The following is a 19,494-nucleotide window of genomic DNA, read 5'->3' on the forward strand; positions in this document are numbered from 1 at the left end:
AGTAAGCAGACGCTTAAATCTATGCAATTTTTAACCAAACAATTTTCTGTAAACTCTTTGATGTTACTGTCAATGATGGTCTGCAAGCGTATCTTTTTCGATAGCTTTTTTCCTCGCTGAAGATTTCAGGTAAACCTGCTCAGCCACAGCAATCACTACAATAGTGACGACTGCTACGCCAAGTACGAATGGATCTGAGTTTAGTTTAATCCAGACAAAACCGCCGAGAACCAACAGGTCAAGAAGTATGGCCACTATAGGCACCCACATCACCGCCTTTATATCCTGACGAAGGTATCGCAAAACACCCCAATGAATGGCGATATCCATAATTAGATAGAAAACAATGCCAAGCGCTGCAATTCGTGATAAGTCAAATAACGTCGTAAAAGCTAAACCCAACACCACAGTATAGACCAACGTATGTTTTTGAACGCTTCCCGGCATTCCCAAATGACGATGAGGCACCAGCTTCATCTCAGTCAACATAGCAAGCATACGAGAGACTGCGAAGATGCTAGCAAGGAGGCCGCCAGCGGTAGCTACCATTGCGATTGCAACTGTGAACCATAGACCATAGTCGCCAAGTGCTGGGCGTGCGGCGGCAGCCAAGGAGTAATCTTTAGTTTCGATGATTTCGGCAAGAGATAGATTACTAGACACCGCTAAACCGACTAGAGTGTAAATAACTACGCATATTGCGATTGATATTACAATGGCACGGCCGACGTTGCGATGAGGATTTTTTACTTCCGAGCCACTGTTGGTAATCGTGGTAAAGCCTTTAAATGCCAGTATGCCTAGCGCCGTTGCGCCAAGAAAGTCACCAACAGTATTAGTGTCACCTAATGTAGAAGAATCAACTGCAAAGCTATCAGCTAGCCAGATACCAACCAACCCGAATATAAGAATACCGACAATTTTTATAATACCGATAACCGATGCAACCCCCTGAACCCAACGATTACCAAGTAAATTGATAAAGAACGCAGCAAGAATAAGCGCGGCGCCAAGGATGGATACCATGCGACCGCTGTCATCGCCACCGAATAACTGCATAGTGTATGACCCGAACGTCCGGGCCAAAAAGCTCTGCGCTATAACCATGGAGAAATACATCAGCATGGCATTAAATCCAGTCGGTAAACGATCTCCGTATGCCTGATGCAGGTACATTGCAACACCGCCAGCCGACGGGTAAGCGTTAGAGATTTTGATATAAGAATAGGCACTAAAAGAAACAACGATTGCGGCGGCTAGAAAAGCAAGTGGGAAAAGCGAACCCGTCATCTGAGCCATCTGACCGGTCAGAGCGAAAATACCAGCACCGATCATGACACCGGTACCTAGCATAACTGTTCCTGATAATGTCAAACTATCCTTCTGATAGCGAGTCGTTCTATCTTGCTTCATACTTATTCGACCTTAATCTATTTCTTCGTAGAACTTCAGTTTTACAGGTTATTTTTGAAGTAAGGAGTAGGTATAGTTAGAATTAAAAGACGCGATATAGTAAATATTTTTTAAAGAAGAGCTTACTTATTGGTATCATAATATATTATTCCAACTCATCAATAAGTGCTTGCATCTCACCGATTTCACGCTTTTGTGCTTCGATAATGTCATCAGCAAGCTGACGTACACGTGGATCTTCGATATCAGCACGCGAACTGGTCAAAATAGCAATCGAGTGATGCGGTATCATCGCCTGCATCCAATCCACTTGATCGACCGTTTGTTGTGATCTAACGCCCCATAAACCAAAGGCAAATAGCACGACACTAATCCCATAAACCATTAGATTGACCTTAGTCTTTTTATACATATTGGTCATAAAGGCGAGCATAATAATAGCCATCATAGCGCCCATATATAACGCCATATAAGCTCTGGTTTCGCTAAAATAAACGTGATCCCATTGATAAGTATTAAAATACATCATGATAAACATCACGACTGTCGATGTTAAAATCATGATTGTGAACTTTACATAAGGGTTCATTTGCTTCTGTTTATTATCCATATGGTTATTCATATTCTTGTCCTTAATTTAGTAAAAAGGCACCTAAATAAAGAAGTGCCTTTTTTTAGAGCTAGTGTTATAAACTGTTGTTACTTACATGGTTAACACTAAAACCAAAACATCACACCAGCAGTCAGACTATTAGAATCAACGTCTTCGTCCTCTTGACGACGTAAGTCTCGCGCATCACCCAAGGCGCTCTCGTAGCTGAAACCAACATAAGGCGCGAGCTGACGACTGAATGTCTCATAAGCCAGCCTAACTTCAGCTTCAAACTCATTAAATCCTTTAGTAATACCGTTATCGGTATCATCTTTACTAAAGGCAGTCAGCTCCAGCTCTGGTCTGACCACCCAACGCTGATCTAAGCGCCACTCGTACGCTGTCCCAAGATCAAGCTGGACTTGACCATCAGTATATAGATAAGCTCTTGCGTCAGTCTCAACGAAGTACGGCGCCGTACCAGCAATGCCTGCCATGATTGCGGACTTATCGTTTTCAGTATTATAAGCAATACCCGCTTCTCCATTCCAGAAGATACCGAGCGGCTTCCAATAAGCGAGTGAGCTTAGACTATCGATCTCTTTATCATCGTTAGTTTGAGCACTACCTTCACTGCGTAGAGTGACACGATTACTATCAGTACCGTACCAGCCTTCAGCTTCAAAATCGATTTGGTCATTCTCAAACTGATAGCCCAAAGTTTCTACTGACACACCCCATAACGGTAAGCTATCCATCATTACCGGTTTACCATACTGTCCATAGTCAACACCATTTGAGTAGTCGGGACTACGAGCATTAGGAGGTGGTTCGCCGCCTTGCATTCCAGACATATCCATATTCATACTGCTATGATCCATACCTGACATATCCATGCCACTATGATCCATATCTGACATGTCACCTGACATATCCATACCACTGTGATCCATATCCGACATATCGCCTGACATATCCATACCACTATGATCCATATCCGACATATCGCCTGACATATCCATGCCACTATGGTCCATATCTGACATATCGCCTGACATATCCATGCCACTATGGTCCATATCTGACATATTGCCCGACATATCCATGCTGCTGTGATCCATATCTGACATATCCATACCAGACATGTCCATACTGCCATGATCCATGTTCGACATGTCCATACTACTATGGTCCATATCTGACATAGTCATGTCTTTTTTAACCGTGGACGGGTCAGCAGCATTAGCAAATGATGATGCTAATAATACCAATGATGATACCCCGGCGAACCGTAAACCTACTTTATGTATTTTCATCTCATCTCTCACCTATCAACCAAAGATTTGCTTAAACAACGGCAACTTCTCTAAACATCCCTGCTTCCATGTGATAGAGCAAGTGGCAATGCCATGCCCATCTGCCAGCTTCTCCGGTGACATCAAAGCTTATCTTTTGTGCAGGCTGTACCATTATCGTATGCTTACGTACTTGAAACTCACCTGAAGGCATCCGCAGATCGCTCCACATACCATGCAAATGCATGGGATGATTCATCATGGTGTCATTGACTAAGGTAATACGTACGCGCTCACCCGGCTTAATATTGACCGGTGCGGCATCTTTGAACATAACCCCGTCTAGAGCCCAAATATAGCGCTCCATGTTTCCCGTCAGATGTATTTCAATCTCTCTGGTGGGTTTGCGCTGCTCTGCCATTATCTCATCGCCGACAGAGCGCAACTGACTATAATTCAAAACCTTTCTATCAATGTTACGTAGATTAATACCAGGGTCATCAAGGTTCATACGCGGACTATCAACGCGCATATCGGACTTAAAGTCATATTCTGTTTTGGCATGTTTAGCGTTATAGCCATTCGATCCCATGGCGCCCATCATGTCGGCCATCGTCAGCCATTCGATTTTGTCCATAGCAGGTATCGCAGGACGAGCACCTTTTTTGGTAGCAAGCGTTGTCGCAACATAGCCTGACCGATCTATGTTTTGAGCAAATATGGTATGCGCGTCTTTAGTGGGCGTCACGATGACATCATAAGTCTCGGCCACCCCAATACGGAAATCATCGATATCGACGGGACTGACATCAATCCCATCCGTCGCGACGACTTTCATTTTTAGGCCGGGGATGCGTACATCAAATATCGTCTGCGCTGAACCATTAATAAAACGTAGTTTGACAGGCTGTCCAGCCTTGACAAGTTGCGTCCAGTTAGCCGCTGTGGTTTTACCATTCATAAGATAAGTAAACGTGGTCTCACCAGATAAATCAGTAAAGTCTGTCGGCATCATCCGCATCTGATTCCACGTTTTGCGCTTATCAAAAGCCGCCTCAAGATCCGTAGCGGCAATATCGGACAATAGCTTTTTAAAGTCTGGCAGATGATAATTATCAAAGTCAGCACGCTGCTTAAGTAGTTTTAGCAGATTATGCGGATCGCGATGCGTCCAATCACTAAGCAGGATAACGTGATCTTCCTCGATAGGATAGCGTTCGCGCCCTTTAGGTTCAATCACAATAGCCCCGCGCATACCGGTCTGCTCTTGGAAGCCAGTATGCGAGTGATACCAATAAGTGCCTGACTGTATCAGTTTAAATTTGTACGTGAAGGTGCTACCCGCAGGAATACCATCAAAGCTGATACCCGGTACGCCATCCATCTCAAACGGCACTAAGAGGCCATGCCAGTGAATAGAGGTCGACTCATTCAGCTGATTATGGACTCGAATGGTGACCGTATCGCCTTCTTGCATCTTAAGCGTTGGCGCAGGCAGTGAGTCATTTATCAGCGTTGCCATGCTTGACTTGCCGTTGACCGTTATCATCTTCTCACTGACATAAAGATCAAACTCTTTGCCTGTCAGTATAGGTACAATGTGATCGGCTCTATCACTATTGACTACGACATTTTGGCTTTTAGTTAAAGCACTATTAGCCATCGTCGGTAGTGTGGATAGCATCGACGCGCCAAGTAGCGTAGATGACCCTGTCAAAAAACGCCTGCGGTTAAATCTGTTTTTATTCATAATATTGACCTAAGTTAATCCATGAAATGAGAGTTGAACTTATATATCTGATAACTTATTAATAGAACTACATCTGCTGCGCTGGCGACTCAATAGCCGCATACACTTGAGTGCTGCCATCCTTGTTCAATTGCATGACTTTATAGGGCATGAATTTACCTTCATACTCCATACCGGGGCTACCAACCGGCATACTCGGTACGGCAAGTCCAATAGCTTGTGCAGGAGGATTTGCTAAGAATTCAGCCATGTATTTAGCAGGAACGTGACCTTCAAAAACATAACCATTAGTAGTGACGGTGGTATGACAAGAGCGCATTTGCTGCGGGACACCGTAACGCTCTTTAAATAAAGATAAATCTGTAACGTCTTGCGCAGTTGCGCTTAGACCATGACCTTCGGCATAGCCTACCCATTCTTTGCAGCAGCCGCAGTTGGCATCTTTATAAACTGTGGCTGAGACGTTTTTGAGTAATGATGACGAGCTGTTAACGGGAGCATTTGTAGGAGCAGAACTTTCATTTTGTACTTGTGCATTCTGGGTAGCAGACTGTTCAACCTTTACTGGTTGAGAATCAGAGCCACTGGTATTAGATTGGCTGCAAGCGGCTAGCGTTAACGAGAGTGACGATGTCACCACCAATAAAAGGACACGACTGGATAACCAGCTATGTCCATTAGAAAGCACATGTGTGTAATGTCTCATTAAATTACTCCTAAACGTCTATTATTATGCTCGATATTCTAAAAACTTACACCCTATATTTAATTCTTATGTACTTAACTAAAAACATTAAATGCAGCACTGTTCAGTACTGCATTATTAATATAATAGCGACAACCGTGAGTTAGGAGGCTTTCATATCTAGAAAGTATTAATGCTGCATTCCAGATTCATCATCCGACATATTCATATCACCGTCAAATGACATGTCCATCATATCGCCATCTATCCTAGTGGTTAGCATCGTGTACTGAGCTTCATCTAATTCAGGTAACGATCTAATGAAGGCTACCATTGCCCACATTCTAGCGTCGTCATGAGAAGCACCCCACGTAGGCATTCCAGATGCCATAATACCGTGCTTGATTGCCCAAAAGCCTTGCTTTGCACCGTCTTCTGTTTGATAACGTTTGACAATATCAGCCTTGGTAAAGTTGGGCGGCTTTGGATATAAGCCCTCACTAAAGTCAGTTTGTGCCACTCCCGGAGACAAATGGCAGCCTGCGCACATATCCTTATAGTCCGCGCCCCCAGAGCTGATATCGACCTTCTCTAAATCTGGTACCACAATATCTTTACTGGCATTTTCTATGGAACGATTGCGAGCAGTTTCTAAAAAGCTAAACATCATTGGGCTATGCTCTTGGTCAGCTCCCACATTGACAACGCCACTAGTAACAACCGCAAACACGCTAACGATTGCCACAAATACGGTAAAGAGCGCACCCAATAAAAATTTCATATGTTTTCCTAACAATTTATTTCCGTTAAGTGTTGACTGCTATTTAACAGAGCTAAAATTTCTAAGATTTACTGTCGTTAGTAACGCAGTGTTTTTGGTACATTTGCTTCATTTTACCCATGTTAGCCATCATCGCTTTCATGGCAGGATCGTTCATATCCATTTTGCTATGATCCATTTTTTGCATCATTTGCATATGCTTTTGCATTTTTTCACAGTTCATCTGATCTTTTTGCGCATGCATTTTTGGATCATGCGCCATAGCTGAGGTTGAAACGACTAGAGCGACGGCAGTGGCTACGATTGCTTTAGGTAAAGACTTTGATTTAAAGAGTGACATGGTTAATCCTTAATTGATTTAGTTGAGGGTACATAAAGCTTTAGGATATTAATTCAGTCTAAAGCATAACCAGTCTAAAGCATAACTTATTGATTCTGACAGAGAGATGACAGCAAGATGACAATATTGTCATCTTGCTATTTATGGTTTTTAATATTGTCATCAATCCTTTAGTATGACATCAGAGCTGATATTACTTATCGCTACCATATTTGTTAATGAAGTATTTTTCAGACTGTAGATGTTGATCTTTGTGTTCAATCTCACAAGCCACTCTAGCATCGATATAGCTTTTCATTTGGGCGCTAGAAAGCTGAGCATCGTTATGATCCAAATTTTTTGCAAAGTCAGTAACAGCGTCGCAGTTATTGATGATTGAAGTACTTAGATCAGTAGTATGCGCATTAGCAGTAGTAATACCTATAAGTACAGATACCGATAGCAATACTACTTTTTTGAATGAACCGTGAATTTTCATATAAAACCTCTTTTGTAAGTTATTAGGCGTTTAAATTGATTACCTGTGAAAATAATTCGTAGTAGCTAGATATTAGGAACGAGCAACTATGTTTCATTCATATAGATTAGCAAATGAAGACTGACAATCTGATTACGAGTACATGACATTTTTGTCAGTTACAAAACGTTTTTGTCATCTATATTGATTAGGATGTCAAATAATCATAATCGTGTTGAGGGGTTACTATGAAAATACTACTGGTAGAAGATGAGTTGAAACTAGGCGAGTATATAAAAAAAGGCTTAACGGAAGCTGGTTTTATTGTTGATCATCACCTAACAGGCCTAGATGGCTATCATGCATTGATGACAGAAGAGTTTAGCGTGATCCTAATGGATGTGATGCTGCCTGATGTTAGCGGCTTTGAGCTGGTGCGCAATTACCGAGCAGCGGGTAAGCAAACACCTGTGCTCTTTCTAACGGCAAAAGATGACTTAAGCGATAAGATAAAAGGAATTGAGATTGGAGGCGATGATTATTTGACTAAGCCTTTTGCGTTTGCAGAATTGATCGTCAGAATAAAGAGTCTGTTACGACGCGCCAATCAAGCCGATTATCAAAGTACGATCCTGCAAATAGCAGATCTCAAGATGGATATTGCCAAGCGCACGGTACATAGAGGCGGCAAGCCTATTAAGCTCACGGCAAAAGAATTTTCCTTACTACAGTTTTTATTAGAGCGCCGAGGTGAAGTGCTACCACGTACCGTGATCGCCTCCCAAGTATGGGATGTGAATTTTGATAACGATACCAATGTGATTGATGTGGCGATAAGGCGTCTGCGTATAAAAATAGACGATGGTCATGAGGCAAAGCTCATTCATACTGTGCGTGGAATGGGCTATCGCTTAGAGGCGCTGGCTACTGAGGTCCAAAGTGATGCGGACGGAGACGATTCTAAATAGCATGAACCATACACTCAGAAACCGGCGCTGGTCACTGCTATGGCGAACGATTTCCTTATTGACAGTCTTCGTTATTATCTCTCAGGTCATCATCTATGCGTGGGTGCAGCGCTCTGTGAGTGGACACTTTGAGCAAATGGACTCAGAGATTATCACCCATGCAGCTTTTAATCTGCGTAAACGCATGGTTAGTGTTAACGAGCCCATAGAACCATTCACAGTGTCAAAGTCCCAATCACTCATTGATGACAATCACTTGCATTCCTCTTGGCTGGATTATGATTTAAAAACCTTAGTAGCAGATAAAAAAGGCAAGTTATTATCCAGTGACCCCAGTAGTTTCATTCATAGTTTGCCAGCCGATTTTAGTTTGTTATCACTATGGCAGGAACATCACGATCAGCAGTTTATGATCAAGATAAACAATAGGCATTACCGAGCCATTATTATTCCAAATCAAGAGATTTTGGCGTTTATTGCCCTACCTACCAATGTGCATCATCAATATCTTATCCAGTTTAATCGCCAGCTGAGCTTGATACTCACAGCCATCACCTTGTTGTTGGTTTCAGTAGCGGCATTAAGTGTGTATTGGGGGTTTGCGCCTCTGGCCACTATCGTCCAAAAAATGAAAGGCATAAACCTGCAAAGGTTAGACGAAAGAGTATCGGTTGGCGATATGCCGTTAGAGCTGCGACCACTAGCAGAGTCTTATAATTCGATGATGGTCAAGCTTGAAAGTAACTTTGAGTCTTTGTCTCGGTTTTCAGACAATATCGCTCATGAGCTACGTACGCCAATAGCGACGCTGAGTACACAAACGCAGGTCATGTTAACTAAGCCAAGAGAAGGCGACGAATACATTGAGCAGCTACATCATCAGCATGACACGTTAGAGCAGCTGTCGGCCATGATAAACAATATGCTGCTACTGGCAAAAACCCAAAAAGGATTAAGTGACTCGCAAATCAGTCACGTGGATACGGATAGTTTAATCACCAAGCTTGTTGATTACTATGAAATGATTGCAGAAGATCGAGGGATAACTTTTGAGAAATCAGGTGATTTTGAAATGGTGTTGGGTGATGAAGGCTTATTGCAACGGCTGTTTGCCAACCTGATATCAAATGCCATTTATTATGCAGCTAGTGATAGTACTATCATGATATCCGCTACCATCCTCACCTCAACCACCTCACTTAATGTGACTAAAGACGAGGTTCGACCCTCAAAGCAGCAACGGTTAAGGATAACGATGACCAATCGTTTAGACAAACCATTAGATCAGAAAGAGGCTGATAAATTATTCGAGCGATTCTATCGTCATGATAAGACTAGTCATAAGTACGCAGGTACAGGATTGGGATTGTCTATCGTGCAGGCCATCGCTAATGCCCATAAAGGTAAAGTCAGTATTACTATCAAAGATGAGTGTTTTTTTGAGGTTACTGTAGGATTATTGATGGCTTAACAAGGTAAATCAAAAGAAGATAAACTCAAAACGTTGTTGTCAAAAACTCAATATCAGAGTATTTGCAAGTGTAGTCCAGAACCGTTTCTTCAATGCATTCGAAAAATCGTTAAGATCTAAACTACGGCTGAAATACCTGACTATTTTTTCGAAATTATAGCAGCCCATTTCTACAGTAATTTATTCCAATATTACTTTGATGAGTTAATAATTCGCTTAATCAGTAATTTCTGAAAAAGTTAAGTATAAAATACGTACATTAATACTATAAAAAATGATTGAATTCTATACTTAACTAGTGACCAAAATTGATATCAATGTTGCTATAAAATACTTTAAAATACGCTAAACGTCATGGCATAAAATTCTTCCTATCCCTTTATTTATAACGTATAGTAGGTTTATATACATCAAAGTCATTTAACGAAATATGGTGGTTCTAGCCTCCGAAGCCGAGGGTCGTGGGTTCGATTCCCGCCGAGCGCACCAATCATTATGTTCCAACCTTGCTTCACCCTTCCCTTAATACTCTCTTAAACTCCCTATACTTATTAAACCTACACTTCAAAATGTTTGCGGTTTTTCTGTGCTTGTATACTTCTGAGGCTCTCACCTATAGTCGATTCAGTATAATTTGGATACAAGGAAGCCGAGTGAAAGTACTACAAGTAGTAGACTGAGCGAGACTGACACCGTAGCCAATTTATAGAGGATTGACTATATAGCAAAATTATTCTGCGTCCTGTAGATTGGCAGTCAATTGAGCACGGCTAGGTATACGGTGATAATTAATCACTGGCACATCACCCAAACGGCGCTGACCTTCAGCAATCTTTTTATCAATCGTAATCATCGCAATTTTTTTATCTTGTTTGCTAACGAGCAAATGATTTGCCTTACGTGTGACTCGGTAATGAGCAAAATGCTGCTTTAATATCGCTGATGTTTTTTGCAGCGCATCATTCGGTGTTGCATTTTTTGATTTTGCGCCGCTATGCTTTTCGCCTACTTTTGCGCCGCGCGATTTTGCCACGAACCATAAAACTGCGATAATAGCGAACAATATGACAAGCCACCAAATACCGTCTATCATAAGTAAAAACATCCATTATTAGCAAGGGTTGGCTCATGTTAGCAGAATTATCACCAGCGTTAATAGCAGAAGTAAAACTTGCCGCACAACTACTGGCATCCAAACAGCGTATCTGCATTCTGACTGGGGCTGGCATTTCAGCAGAAAGCGGTATCCCAACGTTTCGAGATAAGCAAACAGGACTGTGGGAGAACTACGGTGTCGAAGACCTAGCCACTCCTGAAGCATTCACTCGTGATCCAAAGTTGGTGTGGTCATGGTATCAATGGCGTCGGCAAATGGTCGCAGACAAAGCGCCAAATCCCGCCCATCATGCGTTGGCTCAATGGCAGTATCATGCGCAAACCTCCGATCAGCAGCTGACACTCATCACCCAAAATGTCGATGATTTGCACGAGCAAGCTGGTAGCGCAGTGACTCACCTGCATGGTCATCTTTGGCGCAATCGCTGTGGTCAGTGTGAGATACCCTATCAAGATCAATCGAGAGCATCGTACGATAATCAAGGCACTATGAGCTTTGATGAATCACTGCTTAACTGTCCGCATTGCGACGGTTATATTAGACCAGATATTGTTTGGTTTGGCGAAGCCCTACCTATACAGGCATGGCAGACTGCCGAAGATGCTGCGGCTAATTGCGAAGTGTTTATCAGTATCGGTACATCAAGCTTGGTTTACCCTGCTGCTGGATTATCACAGCTAGCCAAACAAAATGGCGCGCAAGTTATTGAGATAAACCCTGACCCAACGCCAAATACTATCGTCGATATCACATTAGCAGAAAAGGCTGGAGTAATACTGCCGCTACTTATAGCAGAGATTACTACTTTATAATTGCTACTACTTATAAACATTGCTGAATGACAGACAATAAAAAAGGCTTAACGATTTGTATAAACCGTTAAGCCTTCGCTACTAAAAATAAGCTCGTTGCAGCTTATTTCAATGCAAGATCAACTCTCGCTAAGTAAGCTTCTTTCAATTCATCACTGATAAATGCCGATTTAAACGAGTTTTTTACCAAAGTAATAATATCGTCTTCCGTAATCGGCAGATTCTCATAGAGGTTGATAAAATTTTGATTCACGTAGCCTTTGAAGTACGCTGGATCATCTGAGTTAACGCTAATATTTAGACCATAATCTAAAAGCTCTTTAATATTGTGCTCTTTATAAGTCTCAAAGACCTTTAGCTCGATATTTGAGTTCGGGCAAACCGTCAATGGCATTTGCTCATCTTTGAGTCTTTGCATCAACTCTGGGCTTTTTATAGACTGCACACCATGATCGATTCTATTAATATTCAATAAATCTAATGCTTCATAGATGTACGAAAAGTCAGCTTCTTCGCCTGCATGAGCAACCAACTTAAAGCCTTCTTCTTTGGCTTTTTGGAAGACTTCTTTGAATTTCGATGGTGGGTTACCTAATTCTGATGAATCCAGACCAACACCGATAATATCGTCTTTATAATCCAGTGCTTGCTCTAACGTCTCAAACGCTTCTTCTTGCGATAAATGACGCAAGAAACACATGATGATGCATGACGTGATACCGTATTTTGCTTTGGCATCGGCGAGTGCTTCTTTGATACCTGTGATGACCGCTTCAAAAGGCACGCCGCGTTCGGTATGCGTTTGCGGATCAAAGAATATCTCTGTGTGGATGACATTGTCTTCGACACATCTAAGAATATATTCCCATGTCAAATCATAGAAATCATCTTTGGTGAGCAGGACATTTGCACCCGCATAGTAAATATCTAAAAAACTTTGCAGATTGTTAAAGTTATAGGCGGCGCGCACGTCTTCTACGCTGTCATAAGGTATCTCTACGTTGTTCTTTTTGGCCAATCTAAACATCAGCTCAGGCTCTAGCGAACCTTCGATATGTAGATGAAGTTCAGCTTTCGGTAGTTTCTTTATTAATTCAATCATAGTATTCCAATAATGGTGTTATCGAGACGAGCCCTAGTAAATGTTGCACACTAGGATAATCAAACCATACATATATGAGGCGGTATCTGTCCCAGAAGAATCATTTTAACACTAAAAGTATATCGCCTAAAACAAAACCCTTTGACCGTATAGATAAGCTACTGATGGTGTGTCAAAAAGTATGCTGATTAAAATTTGAACAATTTTTGAAGCCTTGAAAGCCCTATAGAATCAGAGAACTTAGCATAGATTTCGTATTGACTTTTATCGCCAGCATACTTTTTAGAACACCACCAAGCTACTTATAAAAGTAGCCTTCTTAATACAACCGTATAAGGCGCAAACTACTTTAAAAACACCACTGTATCGGACAGCTCATTACCTTCTGGATCATGCTCTAAATGATAATACTGACGTAATACCTGCCCCACTTCATCCAGCAGTTCAGCTAAGCTCTCTTCTGTCTTTTGAGTAGCAATACCAGATACTGCCTTTTCGCACATTGCATTCCATACCGTTGGACTAACGTGAGCGCTGATACCTCGGTCTGCGACAATCTCTAGTTTACGCTCGCATACATTGACATAGATCAAGACGCCCGTATTTTCTTCGGTATCCCAGACGCGATATTCGCTAAACAAATCAATCGCACGCTCACGGCAGTTCATGCGATAGGCCTCTTGGATAGGCAAATGGTTTTCTACAATCAAGAACACCTCACCACGATGCCCACGTTCGGCTCGTGTCACAGCATCTGTTAAACGCGCCTTGGATTCTGTTGTTAGCCACTTACTATGTAATAAAGGGACGAACAAAACTTGACGCCACCAGCGGGCAAAACTGGGGTTTGAAGCGTTGTCTTCTACCATTATATTATTTCCTCAAGTACGTCGTTTTCGATGGTTATGTAGAGTTTATTTTGTTTGCGTATGTGGAATACTTACCACGAGCCACCTGCACCGCCGCCGCCGAAACCACCGCCGCCCCCGCCAAAGCCGCCGCCTCCGAAACCACCACCGCCAAAGCCGCCTCCACTGCCACCGCCCATACCGGGTAAGAAAATTATGCCGCCTCTGCGCCCACCTTTACCGCCGCCGCCTTTTCCACCGCCACCACTAGCAAATATCAAAAACAGCCATATAAATATCGTCATAATAGATGTCATAATGAAGCTGCCACCCAAGGCTAATGATCCCACAAAAAAACCACCAGCGGTTATAGTAGAACCAAACACGCGCCCAAAGATACTGGTAATAACACCACCAAATACCAATGCCATAATAAATAAGAAAGTAGGTGATGGTAGCTCATTTGAGCCTTGTTGAGCAGTGCGCTCTGCAGCTTGCTCATCAGCACGAGCCAAGACCTCAGGATCAGCCGTTAGGCGCGTTTTGAGTGCATCGACACCAGCAATTATCCCCGCACCATAGTTATTTTGCTTAAATAACGGCGTGATATCTTCACGAATGATACGGTTGAGCGCAGCATCTGGCAACACCCCTTCTAGCCCGTAACCCGTTAGGATATACATATCACGGTCATTGACAGCGACCACAATTAGCAGACCGTCATCGATAGCTTCATCACCCAGTTCCCACTTCTCAGCAACTTGCAAGGCATAATCAAATATTGGTACGCCATTGGTAGTTGGTACGATAACCACCGCTGCTTGTGCTAAGCCTTGCTGATAAATACTTCGAAGCTGAGCCTCTAGACGTAGCTTCTCTTGGGGATTTAGGATATTAGCCTGATCAACGACTGGTTCATTGAGTATCAACTTATCAGCGTCAACACCCTCGGCACTGGAGCGTACTGGTGGCTGATCGGTTTGAGCATTGGCAGTACCATTTGCTGCGCTTTGGTTATCTGCGTTTTGATTGATAGCGTCGTTGCCGAGCATCGCTTCATTGATAGCATCGTTATTTAATACAGCATCATTAATTGCTTCATTAGACTCGCCTGCTTTAGCAACGGCCACCAACTCTTCGACACTACGGTTTTGCAGATTCGAGGTGCTATCTGTCGCCACCGCTATATCATTGGGTGCAGCGTGCAATGCAGGCACGCTGACGACACCTAACGTAAACAGTAATGCTGATAAGATTGCTTTTGAATTATTCATCTAATCTATACCACCTCAGATAACATCTTTACCAATTGATAGACTCTAACTAATCATCATTGAACCATTAGCTAAATAAACAGAGCTGCCTATGCCGCTCTATTGCTATTGTCACATTAATTCTAAATTTTATTCAGCTGACTTTTCTGCAGAGTCGCCAAAATCAACACTTGGTGCGGTTGAAATCGCTTCTTCATTGGCCACACTAAAGTTGGGCTTAGTATCCATCCCAAATACTTTTGCAGTGATGTTGGTTGGGAACTGACGTACCGTTGTATTGTATCCTTGCACTTCTTGGATGTAGCGGTTACGAGCCACAGCAATACGGTTCTCAGTACCTTCTAACTGCGCTTGCAGGTCCTGAAACAGTGCATCTGATTTTAGATCTGGATAACGCTCAGATACCGCCATCAAACGTGACAATGCGCCTGTCATCTGCTCTTGCGCTGCTGCATAACGCTCCATCGCTTCTGGATCATTGAGTACTTCTGGCGTCACCGTGATACCGCCCGCACGTGAGCGAGCTTCTGCCACTTGGGTGAAGACTTCTTGCTCTTGCTCGGCGTATTGCTGTACGACTTTGACTAAGTTTGGCACCAAATCAGAACGGCGCTGATACTGGTTGACCACTTCTGACCATGAAGCAGTGACCTGCTCATCTTGTGCTTGCAGGTTGTTGTAACCACAGCCGCTTAGACCAACCGTAGAAGTTGTTAATAAAGCGGCTAGCAACATCGGCTTCATAATAGATTTACGCGTCATTGTTGATTCTCCTAATAATGATAAATAACAAATATCCAGTACCACATTTTTAGTATTTTAAGTTTTCTTGGTATTCATACGGCAGTCATACGCTCTACATATTGTATATCTGCGCATCACTCTATCAGCATGATATCAAAAGAAGTTGTTCTAATGATGGCGTTATATACGGCTTTTTACAATTGACCGTTACCAAAACACAACCGCATAGTGTCAACGATAACGCGTTTTTATCATGATAGATATAGAGCAAAAATCTAGCAGTCTGGCGCAGTCAGACTAAATGTTATGAAAGTACAAACAATTATTTATATATAATCTAAATCTTACTAATGTATCTGCTAAATAAAATATGGAATATATCTACCGTCTATAAAGAAATTTCTAGTAATTAGTACAAAAATATGGCAAATTGCAGTTACGTAGCCGTACGGTTTGAATACATTTGGTAGTGGACTTATAGTTTGATTAGTATTAGCGAGTTGTTAATTTCTTAATAAAAACATCAATTAACTGTCAAATTATCGCTAAATACTGTCAATTCGCCATACCAGTCATGTATTTATTCAAGACAGCTCATAGTAAGTTGAATGCCATCATGGTGATGGATATTTAATTATATAACCGCCTGTTTTATCCGCCGGTCAACTTATGACTCATCTGATGTGTAACATGATGATAGAAGACCGCAGTAGTTGAGGTTGTAGAATAATAGTAAACGCAGCTGATATTTATATTGTCAGTGATAAGCGCTATGCAAATAGTCCGTATTACTGACGAGATACGCGGGTAAATACAGACAACTACAGTCCATTCTTGGTGGCCAAGCACATGAGACTTAGACAACAAATAAGTCGATGCAGAGACTTTAACTGCTTAACTTAAATAAGTAAGTTAACCAGTTAGTTTACTCCTAGCAAACAGTGCCACCTTGAGACAGTACTAGGAACATAAATATGGAAGGTTTAGTTAACTTAGTAAATGGAATTATCTGGAGCCCAGCGCTGATTTATCTCTGCTTGGGTGCCGGTCTGTTCTATTCCATTATGACGCGCTTTGTACAAGTACGTCTATTCGGTGAGATGATCAAACTCCTATTCACTGGTAAATCTAGTGCACAGGGTATCTCATCATTTCAGGCACTTGCCGTCTCACTCGCCGGTCGTGTGGGTATGGGTAACATCGCTGGGGTAGCTGCTGCTATCGGCTTCGGTGGCCCAGGTGCCGTTTTCTGGATGTGGATCGTAGCCTTCCTAGGCGCATCTACAGCCTATGTCGAATCTACTCTTGCTCAGATTTACAAAGAAAAAGATGTGGTAACTGGCGAGTATCGTGGTGGCCCAGCTTATTACTTTGAACGTGCCCTTGGTCAAAAGTGGTACGGTATCCTCTTCGCAATCGCTTCTATTTTATCATGTGGTATGTTCTTACCTGGTGTACAGGCGAACGGTGTTATCAGTGCATTTGCACAGGTAATGGGCGAAGGTACGATCATGAACGTTGCAGGCCTAGAAGTTGGCTCTATGCGTTTGGTCGGCTTGGCTATCATTTTAGTCGTGCTAGGTATCATCATCTTTGGTGGTATTAAGCGTATTGCAACCTTTACTGAGTTCGCAGTACCTTTCATGGCATTAGGTTATATTGCCCTAGCGCTGATCATCATGTTCAGCAACTTCAGCTTGATTCCAGATGTGTTTGGTATGATCGTTGGTGATGCATTCACTGCCCAAGCAGGTTTTGGTGCTGCTATCGGTTGGGGTGTGAAACGTGGTATCTACTCCAACGAAGCTGGTCAGGGTACAGGTCCTCACGCTGCTGCTGCTGCTGAAGTTGAGCATCCATCACAGCAGGGTTTAGTTCAGGCATTCTCAGTATATGTTGATACATTACTAGTATGTTCTGCTACTGCATTCATGATCTTGTCTACTGGTATGTATAACATTCAAGGTACGCTACCAGATGGTCAGTTCATCGTACAGAACGTCGCCGCTGCTACTGAAATCAATGCTCCTGCTTTCACGCAAATGGCAATGGAATCTGTATACGGTACGTTTGGTAATGTCTTTATCGCAATCGCTGTATTCTTCTTTGCCTTTACGACAATTCTGGCTTACTACTACATCGCTGAAGTAAACGTCGCTTACTTAACACGTTTCCTCGGTCGTAGTGCGAACAGAACTGGTCTATTCCTAGTGAAAGTGCTTATCATGGCGATGGTTGCTTATGGTGGTCTAAACTCAGCTGGTTATATCTGGGCAATCGGTGATATCGGTGTTGGTCTTATGGCTTGGCTTAACATTGTTGGTATTCTTGTCATCTTCATCGTGGCTCGTCCAACCCTTACTATGCTTAAAGACTATGAAGCTCAGCGTAAAGCTGGCGTCACTCGCTATAGTTTTGACCCTGCTAAATTCGGTATCAAAAACGCACCGTATTGGGAAGAGCGTCATCTAGCACAGCAAAAAAGCATGAACGCTGATCCATTACGTAAAGATAAAGTGTAAATCGATTTAATAGGATTACTCCTTAATCTTATTGAATAAATAAAAAGCCCGAGACTATAGTCTCGGGCTTTTTTGTTTGGATAGTTTTCCACACCACTACAGAATAGCTTACCGAAAAAACATCAAAGCCCACGTTCATAAGAACTGATTTAATACCTTAAAACTGCCCTTTTATTCTCAAAATTAATCTGTATTCGAAATAACATCTGACTGTTATTTTGTATTTTGCCTGTCTTCTTTATAGAGCTCGCTTTAGCATTAAACTACTTTATATTAATTAAGTCGTCGTACCAGTATAGGTAAACCACAGTTCCCCTATTCTTAATTCATAGACATAAAAAAACCTAGCACGATGGCTAGGCTTTCTTTAAATAACTTGTAGATTACGAATCTACGCGTTAATAGACAGCTTATTCAGGCATTAATACTGCATCGATAGTGTGAACCACACCATTGGTTGCCATGATATCTGTACCAGTAATATTTGCTGTGTTACCAGTAGCATCAGTAATTACGTTGTCTTCACTGATAGTAATGGTTTTACCGTTCGCTGTTTCGATCTCAGTACCGTATGGGATATCAGCCGCTTTAACTTCCATTGCTAGCACATGGTAAGGAAGAACCGTTTTTAGCAAGTCCGTATTGGCCAATAACTCTTCTTTAGTCACGCCTAGTTTTTCTAGTACTGGCGCAAACGCATCATCAGTTGGGGCAAATACAGTATGCTTAGTTTCTTCCATTAGCATAGTATCAAGACCAGCAGCCTGTAGCGCAGCGGTTAAGATAGTTAGGTTTTCGTTCTCTGCTGCAATTTCAGCGATAGTTTGAGTCGCTTCCATATCCATCTCGGCCATTGGCTCTGCTTCAACAGCTTCGGTCTCAGCAACTGGCTCAACTGCCATTTCTTCAGTCGCTTCTGGTTCAGTTGGCTCTGCAACAGTCTCTGTGTCGTTACACGCTGCTAGTGACATGGCTGCGGTTACAACTGCGATAGATAACAAGTTCTTCTTTAACATAGGTAATTCCTTTTCGGATAAATAATTGATTAAGGGATTTATTTAAATTAATAACTTTCGATAAATATAATGGCGACCAATGATTGATAAATGTATCAATTACTTAGTCATACTATTTAGTCCGTTATATTGATAGTTCTCAGTCTAACTGTTTAATTTTCAAATGGTATTTACTTAGGTAGCAACACTGTATCAATCACGTATATAGCATTGTTTGCTTGTATATCAGTGAGACCATCCCAGATTCTGTGTAACTGCCATTTAGATTAAATGCTTACTGATACGGTCATCAAACATAATCATAAAG

General features: G+C 42.1%; 18 protein-coding genes. 4 read left to right on the forward strand and 14 right to left on the reverse strand.

Annotated features, from left to right (window positions below; genetic code table 11):
* Positions 1-69: 69 nt before the first annotated feature.
* From CXF62_RS05425 to CXF62_RS05460, 8 genes are all read right to left on the reverse strand, one after another.
* The gene (locus CXF62_RS05425) at positions 70-1,413 is read right to left on the reverse strand and encodes an APC family permease (RefSeq protein ID WP_228153176.1); all 1,344 of its coding nucleotides are present in this window, start codon (positions 1,411-1,413) and stop codon (positions 70-72) included.
* A 145-nt stretch (positions 1,414-1,558) separates the two neighbouring features.
* On the reverse strand, positions 1,559-2,035 hold the full coding sequence (locus CXF62_RS05430; RefSeq protein WP_037059145.1) for a DUF305 domain-containing protein: 477 nt from the start codon (positions 2,033-2,035) through the stop codon (positions 1,559-1,561).
* Positions 2,036-2,130: 95 nt separating this feature from the next.
* The gene (locus CXF62_RS05435; protein ID WP_102093208.1) at positions 2,131-3,321 is read right to left on the reverse strand and encodes a copper resistance protein B; all 1,191 of its coding nucleotides are present in this window, start codon (positions 3,319-3,321) and stop codon (positions 2,131-2,133) included.
* A gap of 31 nt (positions 3,322-3,352) precedes the next feature.
* Complete coding sequence (locus CXF62_RS05440) at positions 3,353-5,050, reverse strand: copper resistance system multicopper oxidase (protein WP_068037346.1); 1,698 nt, start codon at positions 5,048-5,050, stop codon at positions 3,353-3,355.
* 67 nt (positions 5,051-5,117) lie between these two features.
* Positions 5,118-5,756 carry a DUF411 domain-containing protein gene (locus CXF62_RS05445; protein WP_068037351.1) on the reverse strand — a complete coding sequence of 213 codons (639 nt, stop codon included), beginning with the start codon at positions 5,754-5,756 and terminating at the stop codon, positions 5,118-5,120.
* A 169-nt stretch (positions 5,757-5,925) separates the two neighbouring features.
* On the reverse strand, positions 5,926-6,516 hold the full coding sequence (locus CXF62_RS05450) for a c-type cytochrome (protein ID WP_102093210.1): 591 nt from the start codon (positions 6,514-6,516) through the stop codon (positions 5,926-5,928).
* A 61-nt stretch (positions 6,517-6,577) separates the two neighbouring features.
* Entirely contained in the window at positions 6,578-6,856 is a 279-nt protein-coding gene (locus CXF62_RS05455) for a hypothetical protein (RefSeq protein ID WP_102093211.1), read from the reverse strand.
* 193 nt (positions 6,857-7,049) lie between these two features.
* Positions 7,050-7,334, reverse strand: coding sequence for a hypothetical protein (locus CXF62_RS05460; protein ID WP_102093213.1), 285 nt, complete (start codon positions 7,332-7,334; stop codon positions 7,050-7,052).
* Between the two features lie 227 nt (positions 7,335-7,561).
* Here CXF62_RS05460 and CXF62_RS05465 point away from each other — a divergent pair, with 227 nt between their 5' ends.
* The gene (locus CXF62_RS05465) at positions 7,562-8,281 is read left to right on the forward strand and encodes a heavy metal response regulator transcription factor (RefSeq protein WP_102078699.1); all 720 of its coding nucleotides are present in this window, start codon (positions 7,562-7,564) and stop codon (positions 8,279-8,281) included.
* 1 nt (position 8,282) lies between these two features.
* A complete protein-coding gene (locus tag CXF62_RS05470; RefSeq protein ID WP_102093214.1) occupies positions 8,283-9,752 on the forward strand; it encodes an ATP-binding protein in 1,470 nt (489 codons plus the stop codon).
* Positions 9,753-10,482: 730 nt separating this feature from the next.
* On the opposite strand, the gene CXF62_RS05475 is transcribed toward CXF62_RS05470, so the two are convergent.
* Complete coding sequence (locus CXF62_RS05475) at positions 10,483-10,845, reverse strand: hypothetical protein (protein ID WP_102093215.1); 363 nt, start codon at positions 10,843-10,845, stop codon at positions 10,483-10,485.
* A 35-nt stretch (positions 10,846-10,880) separates the two neighbouring features.
* On the opposite strand from CXF62_RS05475, the gene CXF62_RS05480 reads away from it, so the two are divergent.
* Positions 10,881-11,681, forward strand: coding sequence for an SIR2 family NAD-dependent protein deacylase (locus CXF62_RS05480; protein ID WP_102093216.1), 801 nt, complete (start codon positions 10,881-10,883; stop codon positions 11,679-11,681).
* A gap of 103 nt (positions 11,682-11,784) precedes the next feature.
* Here the strand turns inward: CXF62_RS05480 and CXF62_RS05485 are convergent, their stop codons facing one another.
* From CXF62_RS05485 to CXF62_RS05500, 4 genes are all read right to left on the reverse strand, one after another.
* Entirely contained in the window at positions 11,785-12,783 is a 999-nt protein-coding gene (locus CXF62_RS05485; protein WP_102093217.1) for an adenosine deaminase, read from the reverse strand.
* Between the two features lie 344 nt (positions 12,784-13,127).
* Entirely contained in the window at positions 13,128-13,652 is a 525-nt protein-coding gene (locus CXF62_RS05490) for a TPM domain-containing protein (protein ID WP_101204947.1), read from the reverse strand.
* A 71-nt stretch (positions 13,653-13,723) separates the two neighbouring features.
* Entirely contained in the window at positions 13,724-14,905 is a 1,182-nt protein-coding gene (locus CXF62_RS05495) for a TPM domain-containing protein (RefSeq protein ID WP_102093218.1), read from the reverse strand.
* Positions 14,906-15,034: 129 nt separating this feature from the next.
* Entirely contained in the window at positions 15,035-15,667 is a 633-nt protein-coding gene (locus CXF62_RS05500) for a LemA family protein (protein WP_101204949.1), read from the reverse strand.
* A gap of 956 nt (positions 15,668-16,623) precedes the next feature.
* Here CXF62_RS05500 and CXF62_RS05505 point away from each other — a divergent pair.
* Positions 16,624-18,171 (forward strand): alanine/glycine:cation symporter family protein, encoded by a 1,548-nt coding sequence (locus tag CXF62_RS05505; protein WP_101204950.1) that lies wholly within the window; start codon positions 16,624-16,626, stop codon positions 18,169-18,171.
* Positions 18,172-18,581: 410 nt separating this feature from the next.
* On the opposite strand, the gene CXF62_RS05510 is transcribed toward CXF62_RS05505, so the two are convergent.
* Positions 18,582-19,187, reverse strand: coding sequence for a fasciclin domain-containing protein (locus tag CXF62_RS05510; RefSeq protein WP_057758535.1), 606 nt, complete (start codon positions 19,185-19,187; stop codon positions 18,582-18,584).
* Positions 19,188-19,494: the final 307 nt, after the last annotated feature.

It is taken from the genome of Psychrobacter sp. MES7-P7E (assembly GCF_002863645.1).
GTDB lineage: Bacteria > Pseudomonadota > Gammaproteobacteria > Pseudomonadales > Moraxellaceae > Psychrobacter.